The organism is Psychrobacter sp. SZ93C1 (assembly GCF_015864635.1).
GTDB classification, from domain to species: domain Bacteria; phylum Pseudomonadota; class Gammaproteobacteria; order Pseudomonadales; family Moraxellaceae; genus Psychrobacter; species Psychrobacter fozii.
Genome location: NZ_JADYWY010000033.1, coordinates 1 through 773 on the forward strand (window position 1 = coordinate 1; position 773 = coordinate 773).

The 773-nt window shown below is 45.9% G+C and carries 1 rRNA gene; it reads right to left on the reverse strand.

Annotated features, from left to right (window positions below):
* A 16S ribosomal RNA gene (locus I6E83_RS14670) occupies positions 1-465 on the reverse strand; the annotation flags it as partial.
* Positions 466-773 lie beyond the last annotated feature (308 nt).

Here is a 773-nt window from a genome sequence, read left to right on the forward strand (position 1 = left end):
CTAACGGGTATTAACCGTTAACCTTTCCTCCTGACTGAAAGTGCTTTACAACCCGAAGGCCTTCTTCACACACGCGGCATGGCTGCATCAGGCTTGCGCCCATTGTGCAATATTCCCCACTGCTGCCTCCCGTAGGAGTCTGGGCCGTGTCTCAGTCCCAGTGTGGCTGATCATCCTCTCAAACCAGCTAGGGATCGTCGCCTTGGTGAGCCATTACCTCACCAACTAGCTAATCCCACTTGGGCCAATCTAAAGGCGAGAGCCGAAGCCCCCTTTGGTCCGTAGACATTATGCGGTATTAGCAGTCGTTTCCAACTGTTGTCCCCCACCTCAAGGCATGTTCCCAAGCATTACTCACCCGTCCGCCGCTCGTCAGCAAAGTAGCAAGCTACTTTCTGTTACCGCTCGACTTGCATGTGTTAGGCCTGCCGCCAGCGTTCAANCCATGATCAAACTCTTCAATTAAAAAGTTTTATGTCTTTCGACAGCTCAATGAATTCTGAATTTATTTTAATATCTTTCGATATTGAATTGACTGTGCCGAATAATTACCGAAATAACTATTCTGTTGGTCACTCAGTTTTCAATTGAGACTCTAATTTGTTTGCCTCGCTACCTAAGTAGGTTGGCTGTTAGAACTCAATCTGTACGAGTGCCCACACAGATGATTGCTTTATATTGTTAAAGAACGTTTTGAGTCGCTTTAGCGTCTCAAGGGATGCGAATAATACACCCTTTATTTTTCGAGTCAACACTTAGTTTTAAACTTTCTT